Annotated in this window: 6 protein-coding genes; 3 read left to right on the top strand and 3 right to left on the bottom strand. The window is 76.0% G+C overall.

Annotation, left to right across the window (positions count from 1 at the left end; translation table 11 throughout):
• Positions 1-64: 64 nt before the first annotated feature.
• Positions 65-754, bottom strand: coding sequence for a DUF4191 domain-containing protein (locus tag C1I99_RS25985; RefSeq protein WP_111136820.1), 690 nt, complete (start codon positions 752-754; stop codon positions 65-67).
• A gap of 202 nt (positions 755-956) precedes the next feature.
• On the opposite strand from C1I99_RS25985, the gene C1I99_RS33465 reads away from it, so the two are divergent.
• Positions 957-1,127 carry a hypothetical protein gene (locus tag C1I99_RS33465; RefSeq protein WP_199562397.1) on the top strand — a complete coding sequence of 57 codons (171 nt, stop codon included), beginning with the start codon at positions 957-959 and terminating at the stop codon, positions 1,125-1,127.
• A 158-nt stretch (positions 1,128-1,285) separates the two neighbouring features.
• Positions 1,286-4,183, top strand: coding sequence for a helix-turn-helix transcriptional regulator (locus C1I99_RS25980; protein ID WP_233512717.1), 2,898 nt, complete (start codon positions 1,286-1,288; stop codon positions 4,181-4,183).
• 32 nt (positions 4,184-4,215) lie between these two features.
• On the opposite strand, the gene C1I99_RS25975 is transcribed toward C1I99_RS25980, so the two are convergent.
• Together C1I99_RS25975 and lipA are read right to left on the bottom strand one after the other, a co-directional pair.
• Positions 4,216-5,838: a glycosyltransferase family protein gene (locus tag C1I99_RS25975; RefSeq protein ID WP_111136819.1), complete on the bottom strand. Its 1,623-nt coding sequence runs from the start codon at positions 5,836-5,838 to the stop codon at positions 4,216-4,218.
• Between the two features lie 66 nt (positions 5,839-5,904).
• The gene (lipA, locus tag C1I99_RS25970; protein ID WP_111136818.1) at positions 5,905-6,957 is read right to left on the bottom strand and encodes a lipoyl synthase; all 1,053 of its coding nucleotides are present in this window, start codon (positions 6,955-6,957) and stop codon (positions 5,905-5,907) included.
• 402 nt (positions 6,958-7,359) lie between these two features.
• On the opposite strand from lipA, the gene aspS reads away from it, so the two are divergent.
• On the top strand, positions 7,360-8,477 hold a 1,118-nt coding region (gene aspS / locus C1I99_RS25965; RefSeq protein WP_111136817.1), incomplete at its 3' end, for an aspartate--tRNA(Asn) ligase.

The raw sequence follows: 8,477 nt of genomic DNA, 5'->3' as shown, positions 1-8,477 counted from the left end.
GACCCACCCTGACCTGACCCCGCGGGTGTCCGAGTGGGTTTGGTCGAGAAAGGTAACGGGTGGGTCAGCGGCCGCGGGGCTGGCGGAAGGCGCCGCGCGGGGGGCGCATGTTCTTCGGGATCGCGCCCTTGGGCAGCTGCGGACGGGCGGTGAGCGCCTTGAGCCGCTTGTCGAGCGAGTTGACGTCCTTGCCGCTGAGGTTGCGGGGCAGCCGCATCAGCGTCATCCGCAGCTTGCTGATCGGCAGCTCGCCCTCGTCCCGGCCGATCACGTAGTCGTGGAGCGGGGCGGAGCCGATCACCTTGGCCAGCCGCCGCTTCTCCTGGCCGAGCAGGCCGCGAACCCGCTGCGGGTTCCCCTCGGCCAGCAGGATCACACCCGGCCGGCCGATGACCATGTGCACCATGTCCATCTGGGTGGTGGAGCTGACGGCCGGGGTCACCCGCCAGTCGCCGCGCATGCTCTCGATGATCTGCGCCGCCGCGCCGGGCTGCCCCTCCGCGGCGTTCATCATCGCCTTGTTCGACCGCAGGTTCAGCACGATCAGCAGGGCGAGCAGGGAGAACAGGATGCCCAGCGGCAGCCAGACCCAGCCCCAGAGCAGGACCGCGACCACGGTGAGCGCGAGCGGGATCAGCACCGCGCCGGCGGCCAGCGGCGCGAACCACCTGTCCTGCTTGGCGGTGAACCGGAACACCATCCCGATCTGCTTCAGCCGCTGGCCGAACGAGACCTTCTCCTGGGGCTTTGCCATACCGCAGAGTCTAGTGGTCGGCCCGCCGGCGAGTTGATCCGCGGCCGGGGTCGGGCGGCTGAGTACCTTACCCGCCCCCACCGGTCGCTCGGGCCGCCGGTAAGGAGGGCGGACGAGCGAAGATCAGGCACCGCCCCCATGCCCCGCCGGCACCTTCACGCGGAGAGTCAGTGTCAGCAACGACAACCGCAAGGAGCCCGACATGTTCGGCAACGACGCAGACTTCATCCTCTCCCTCCACCGTACGCACGCCGCCGAACTGCGCGCCGAGGCCGCGGCTGACCGGCTCGCCCGTTCGCTGCCCCGGCGTTCCGCGCGTGGCTGGCTCAGCCGGCGGCACCACGCGGGCCGCACCGGCGACGCCCGCCGGTGACCGCCCCGGCGACGGACCGGCCGGTGGATCCGCCGTCAGGGGCCGGTCGGGCGGTGGGCCCGCCGTCAGGGGCCGGTCGGGCGGTCGATCCGCCGTCAGGGGCCGGCCGGCCGGTCGGCGGAAACGGCGGGGCCGGCGCGCGTGGCATGCTCGGTGCCGTGACCCCACGAGCCGCCAGCACCGTCCTCGTCGGCCGCCAGCGCGAGCTCGAGGCCCTGCGCGACGCCCTCGCCCGGGCCCGCGCCGGCGAACCGACCACCGTCCTGGTCGGCGGCGAGGCCGGGGTGGGCAAGACCCGGCTGCTGGAGGAGTTCGGCCGGCAGGCCACCGAAGCCGGCGCCCGGCTGCTCGTCGGGCAGTGCCTGGAACTCGGCGAGGCCGGCCTGCCGTTCGCGCCGTTCGCCGCCGCGCTGCGCGCCGTGCTGCGCCGCGACGGCGCGGGCGTCTTCGACGGGTACGAGGCCGAGTTCGCCCGACTACTGCCGGAGCTGGCCCGGGGCCCGGTCGGGGTTGCCGCGCCCCCGGTCGCGCCGGGCTCCGACGCCCCCCGCGGATACCTGTTCGACCTGGTCGCCGAGCTGTTCCACCGGCTCGCCACCGGGCAGCCCCTGGTGCTGGTGATCGAGGACCTGCACTGGGCCGACCGGTCCACCCGGGACCTCATCGGCTTCCTGGTGCGGGCCGCCCGTACCGCCCGGCTGCTGCTGGTCTGCACCTACCGCACCGACGAACTGCACCGCGGCCACCCGCTGCGCCCCTTCCTCGCCGAGCTGGACCGGGCCCGCGGCGTCGAGCGCCTCGAACTGGGCCGCCTGGACCGGGACGGTACCGGGGCGATCCTCGCCGACCTGCTCGGTGCCGAGCCGGCCGCCCGGGCGGTCGACGATATCCACGACCGCACCCAGGGCAACCCGCTCTTCATCGAGGAACTGGCCGCCGCCGGTGACCCGATCGGCTGCGCCGCGCTGCCGGAGACACTGCGCGACCTGCTGCTGGCCCGGGTGGACCGGCTGCCGGACGGGGCCCAGCGGGTGCTGCGGATCGCCGCCGCCGGCGGCACCCGCTTCGCCCACCAACTGCTCGCCGAGGTCGCCGGGCTGCCCGAGCCCGAGCTGGAGGACGCGCTGCGCGCCGCCGTCGCCGCCCAGCTCGTGGTGGCCGATCCGGACGGCGACTACGAGTTCCGGCACGCGCTGGTGCGCGAGGCCGTCCACGACGAGCTCCTGCCCGGCGAGCACGCCCGGCTGCACGCCCGCTTCGCCGCGGCCATCGAGGCGCAGCCGCACCTGGTCGCCGCCGGGCGGGCGCCAGCCGAGATCGCCCACCACTGGTACGCCGCGCACGATCACCCCCGGGCCCTGGTCACCGCCCGCGCGGCCGCCTGCGCCGCCGCCGAGCGGTACGCGTACGCGGAGCAGAGCCGCCTGCTGGAACGGGTGCTGGAGCTGTGGGAGCTGGTGCCCGACGCGGCCGACCGGCTGGGCATGGACCACCTCGCCGTACTGGAGGAGACGCTGGCCGCGGCCACCACCGCGGGTGACTACCAGCGGGCGCTCACCCTCACCCGCGCCGCGCTGGCCGAGGTGGACAGCGCGGCGGAACCGCTGCGCGCGGCGCGGCTGCTGGACCGGCGCGGTCGGATGCTGGTGATGCTTGGCAAGAGCGACGGCGCCGCCGAGCTGCGCGAGGCGTACCGGCTGGCGTCCGGGGTGCCCGACGGCCCGGAGCGGCGCCGGCTGCTCGCCGACGTCGCCGCCCACCTGGCCCGGGTGGACCGGGTCGACGGCGCCCGGATCGCCGCCGAGGTGATGGCCGCGGCGGAGGCGGTCGGGGTGGACGCCGCCCTGCTGCCGGTGCAGCTGGCGGTGCTGCGCCGCCGCGACAACGCGCCCGACCTGGGGCTGGCCGAGCTGCGCCGCTCCGAGGCGTTGTCCCGGGCTGCCGGCACCGCGCCGGCGCTGGTCAGCGCGCTGGTGCACATCTCCGACGTGCTCTTCGAGCTGGGCCGGTACGAGGAGTCGGCGCGGGCGGCCGCGGACGGGGTGACCGAGGCCCGCCGGGTCGGGATCAGCCGGTCCACCGGTGCGTACCTGCTCTCCAACCGAGCGGAGGCGCTGCTAGCGTTGGGCCGCTGGGCGGAGGCCGACGAGGCCTGCGCCGACGCCGCGCGGATCGACCCGCCCGGCGTATCCGGGCTGCACTGGCTGCAACTGCGGGCGCTGCTGCGGCTGGCCCGGGGGCATCCGGCCGCCGACGAGGCGGTCGGCCGGGCGCTGAGCTTCCTCACCATGGCGTACCTGCACCCGCACCAGCGGCTGCCGCTGCACGAGCTGCGGCTGGAGGCGGCGCTCGCGGCCGACGACCTGCCGGAGGCCGGGCGTGCGGCGCAGGCGGCCCTGGCCGAGGCCGACCTCGCCGGGTGCCCCCGCTACGGCTGGCCGGTCTTGACCGCCGTGGCCCGGGTCGCCCGGCGGGCTGGGGACGACGGCCTCGCCGCCCGGGTCGCCGCGCTCGCCGCCACCGTGCCGGAGCGGTTCCCCGCCGAGCGGGCGCACGCGGCGCAGGTCGCCGCCACGGTCGCCCGCGGCGACGACCCACTGGCTGCCTGGCGGGCCGCGGTGGCGGCCTGGCGGGCCGACGGCCAGCCGTGGCAGCTCGGCCGGGCCCTGCTGGCGCTCGGCGAGGCGGCGGCCGCGGCGGGGGAGCGGGACGAGGTGGCGGCGGCGGTGGCCGAGGCGGCCGCGCTCGCCGACCGGCTCGGCGCGGCACCCCTGGCCGAGCAGGCCGCCACCCTGGCCCGCCGGGTCGGCCTGCGCGGCGCCACCCGTGGCCGGCCCGGCGCCGACCTGCTCACCCTGCGGGAGCGGGAGGTGCTGCGGCTGGTCGTCGAGGGGCACAGCAACAGCCGGATCGCCGAGACGCTGTTCATCTCGCCGAAGACGGCCAGCGTGCACGTCTCCCGGATCATCGCCAAGCTCGACGTCAGCAACCGGGTCGAGGCGGCCGCCCTGGCCCACCGCCTCGGCCTGCTCGCGGAACCCAGCTCCGCCGGCTGACCGCGCCTCGGCCCGGTGGGGTGGCGTGCGGGTCAGCGGCGGGGGAGGTAGATCCGCCAGCCGGGGATGGTGACCAGGTCGAGGGTGTCCGGCTCGGCGCGCAGGCGCTCGTCGAGGCGGGCGGCCAGCGGGGAGCCGGCTGGCGCGACCCAGGCCGGCGCGGCGGACCGCCGCACCGCCCGGCGGTACGGCAGGTACCGGTCGTGACCCGGGCGCAGCTCGTCGTCGACCACCGCGCAGAGCACGTGCTCGCCGCTGGCGAGGGTGAGCCGGTTGCAGGTCCAGTAGCCGCCGTAGACGTGCCGGACGTCGTGTTCGCGCAGGGTCGCCACCAGTACGGCGTGCCGGGCCTCGGCGGCGTGGGCGTCCGGGGCGGCGCCGATCGCCCCGGCGGTGGCGACGGCGGCGGTGCCGAGGGTCGCCGCGAGCACGCCGACCGAGCCGGCCCGCCGCAGCGCGCCCGAGGGTGCACCGCGGCGCCGCCGGGCGGCGCAGACCGGCCAGAGCAGCACCGGTACGGAGATGAGCAGGCAGGACAGGTAGCGGGAACTCTCGATCGGCGTGCGCCCGGCCGCAGCGCTTGCCGCGTAGACGGCCAGCGTCGTCACGGCCGCCCCGACCAGGGCGAGCGACACCGCCGCGCCGACCGTATCGGTGGATCGTGGACAGTCGCCGTTCGCGGCGGCGGGGGGTACGGCGCGCAGCGTGCGCCAGGCGGTGCCGGCAGCGACGGCCAGGAGCAGCGGCAGCGCGGCAGCCCACCACAGCTGCCAGCCGACGCAGTGGCTCGGCGAGCAGAAGCCCATGCCGAGCGGCGGCCCGAGCAGCAGCCCGCCGTGCAGCCGCTCGGCCCAGCCGGCGGGCTCGCCGGCGCCGCCCGCGGTGAGCACGGCGTCGAGCGGGTTACGGCCGGCGGTCAGGCTGTGCGCGAGCAGCGGCGCCGCGCCGACCAGCGCGCCGAGCCCGAGCAGCGCACCGGCCTGGCCGCGCAGCTCGCGCCAGCGGAACGCCACCAGCACCGCGCCGGTGCCGGCCGCGTACGGCAGCACCAGCGGGTCCACCCAGACCATCAGCCCGGCGAGCAGACCCCAGGCCGCCCAGCGCGGCAGCCGCCGACCGGGCCGGCCGGCCGCCAGGTCGTACGCCAGCAGGGCCAGCGCCACCCCGGCCGGGTTCATCTCCGGGTAGCCGCCCCCAGCGATCAGCTGGTTCTTGACGATCCGGTCCGAGCCGAGCGCGAGCAGCGCCACGACCAGCAGGGCGAACCACCGGTCCCCGGTCAGCCGCACCGTCAGCCGCCAGGCGAGCAGCACGAAGAGCGCGTACAGGGCGAGGTTGGGCAGGCGCAGGCCGAGGGTGGACGGCCCGGCCAGCGCGAACAGCGGCGCGGCGAGCCACGCCTCCAGCGTGCCCATGTACTCCTGGCCGTAGAACCAGACCGGGAACTCGCGGCCCTGCGCGATGTGCAGGGCGGCCAGCCCCATGGTGGCCTCGTCGCTGTTGGTTGGCGGCGCGTCGTGCAGCAGCAGGGCGAGGCGGTAGCCGACGCCCGCCACGGCGGCGAGCACGGTGAGCAGCCCGGGCAGCCGCCTCCACCGGGCGGGCGGCAGCGCGGGCGGCGCGTCGCGTCGCTGCCGGCGTACCCCCGCGGTCATGGGCCGATCATGGCACCCGGCGCCCGGCCCGCGCCGAGCGGTGCCGGCGCGTCGGGGCCGGGGATGTCAGCCGGCGGTGCCGACCGGAGTGCTCTCGCGGGCCTCCAGCGCCTGCCGGTACAGCCGGCCGGCGCGGTACGACGAGCGCACCAGCGGCCCGCTCATCACGCCGGCGAAGCCGATCTCCTCGGCCTCCTCGCGCAGCTCGACGAACTCCTCCGGCTTGACCCAGCGGGTGACCGGGTGGTGCCGGGGCGAGGGGCGCAGGTACTGGGTGATGGTGATCAGCTCGCAGCCGGCGGCGTGCAGGTCGCGCAGGGCCTGGGAGACCTCAGCCCGCTCCTCGCCCATGCCCAGGATCAGGTTGCTCTTGGTGACCAGGCCGGCGGCCCGGGCCTGCCGGATCACGTCCAGCGACCGCTCGTAGCGGAACGCCGGCCGGATCCGCTTGAAGATCCGCGGCACCGTCTCGACGTTGTGCGCCAGCACCTCGGGGCGGGACCCGAAGACCTCGGCCAGCTGCTCCGGCACCGCGTTGAAGTCGGGGATCAGCAGCTCCACGCCGCAGCCGGGCTGCAGCGCGTGGATCTGCCGGACGGTCTCGGCGTAGAGCCACGCCCCGCCGTCGGGCAGGTCGTCGCGGGCGACGCCGGTGACGGTCGCGTAGCGCAGCCCCATCGAGACCACCGACTCGGCGACCCGGCGCGGCTCGTCGGCGTCGAACTCGGCCGGCTTGCCGGTGTCGATCTGGCAGAAGTCACAGCGCCGGGTGCACTGGTCGCCACCGATGAGGAAGGTGGCCTCCCGGTCCTCCCAGCACTCGTAGATGTTGGGACAGCCGGCCTCCTGGCAGACGGTGTGCAGCCCTTCGCGCGAGACCAGCCCGCGCAGCTGGGTGTACTCCGGCCCCATCTTGGCCTTGACCTTGATCCACGGCGGCTTGCGCTCGATCGGCGTCTCGGCGTTGCGTGCCTCGATCCGGAGCAGCCGCCGCCCTTCGGGGGCGGGCGTCGCGGTGCGCGCGGCCGGGCCGGTCGTCGGCGCGGAGTGCTCGATGGTCACGAAACCGAGCCTACGCCCGATGGCGGGCGTCGATGTACGTCGGGCGACCGCCGTCACGCCGCAAACCTTGTGACGCCGGACACCGGGGCGACGAAAAACCCCGTCACACCCGCGGTGGTCGGGTGCTAGCCTGCCCGGCAAAGCTGTGACGGAGCCGAGTAGCGCGCCGACCCGCCAGCACAGAGAGCCGCCGTTCGCTGCGAGGCGGTCTGGCGCCGGCGCGTGAAGACCCTCCCGAGCCGCGGGAAGAACAGCGGGTGGGCGCGGGCCCTCCTCGCCGCCGTCGGCGGCGGGGCGGCGACGCCGGCCGCCGCTCAGTAGAGCCCGCCCGGCTGGCCCCGGTGATCAGGCGACGAACGAGGCCCCGCCACGCGGGGCGAAGGTGTGGTGGCACCGCGAGGACCCGCTCGCCCACACCTCCCGGGATCGCGTTGCGATTGATCGAGGAGGTAGCAAGTCGTGCGACGCGTCCTGTCCACCCAGCTCCCCGCCCATCTGGGCACGCCCGTCCGGATCGCCGGCTGGGTGCACCGCCGCCGGCTGCTCAAGTCGGTGGCGTTCCTGATCGTGCGGGACGCCGCCGGCCTCGCCCAGGTGGTGGTCACCGATCCGGCCGTCCGTGCCGCGCTGGAGAAACTCACCGAGGAGACGGTCGTCGAGGTGACCGGCACGGTGGTCGCGGCGGCCGCGACCACCGCCGGGGTCGAGCTCACCGACCCGACGGTACGACCACTCGGCCCGCCCGCCGTGCCGCCGCCGTTCGACCTCTACCGGCCGGCGCTCACCGCGACCCTGCCCACCCAGCTCGACAACGCCCCCACCGCCCTGCGCCACCCGTCGCGGTCGGCGGCGCTGCGCGTGTCGGCGGCGGCGGTGGCCGGGTTCCGGGCCGCCCTCGACGCCCGCGACTTCGTGGAGATCCACACGCCGAAGGTGGTCGGTTCGTCCACCGAGAGCGGGGCGAACGTCTTCGCGCTGGACTGGTTCGGCCGGCCGGCGTACCTGTCCCAGTCGCCCCAGTTCTACAAGCAACTGATGGTCGGGGTCTTCGAGCGGGTGTACGAGGTCGGGCCGGTGTTCCGCGCCGAGCCGCACGACACCGTCCGCCATCTGGCCCAGTACACCTCGCTCGACGCCGAGCTGGGGTTCGTCACCGACCACCGGGACGTGATGGCCGTGCTGCGCGACACCCTCGCGGGAATGCTCGGCACGGTCGCCGACCGGGCCGGGAGCGCGCTGGCCACGCTGGGGGTGGCCGCGCCGGAGGTGCCGGTGGAGATCCCGGCCGTGCACTTCACGGAGGCGCTGCGGATCGCCGGCGCGCCGGCCGACGAGCCGGACCTCGCGCCGGCGCACGAGCGGGCGCTGGGGGAGTGGGCGCGGCGGGAGCACAACTGCGAGTTCCTCTTCGTCACCGGCTACCCGATGGCGAAGCGGCCCTTCTACACCCACCCGGACCCGGCCCGGCCCGCCTACTCCCACGGGTTCGACCTGCTCTTCCGTGGGCTGGAGCTGGTGACCGGTGGGCAGCGGCTGCACCGGCACGCCGACTACCTGGCGGCGCTCGCCGCGCGGGG

This window comes from Micromonospora deserti (genome assembly GCF_003236335.1).
Classification (GTDB): domain Bacteria; phylum Actinomycetota; class Actinomycetes; order Mycobacteriales; family Micromonosporaceae; genus Micromonospora; species Micromonospora deserti.
The sequence above is the reverse complement of the archived record's forward strand: the minus strand, read 5'-3'. Positions and strand labels throughout refer to the sequence as shown.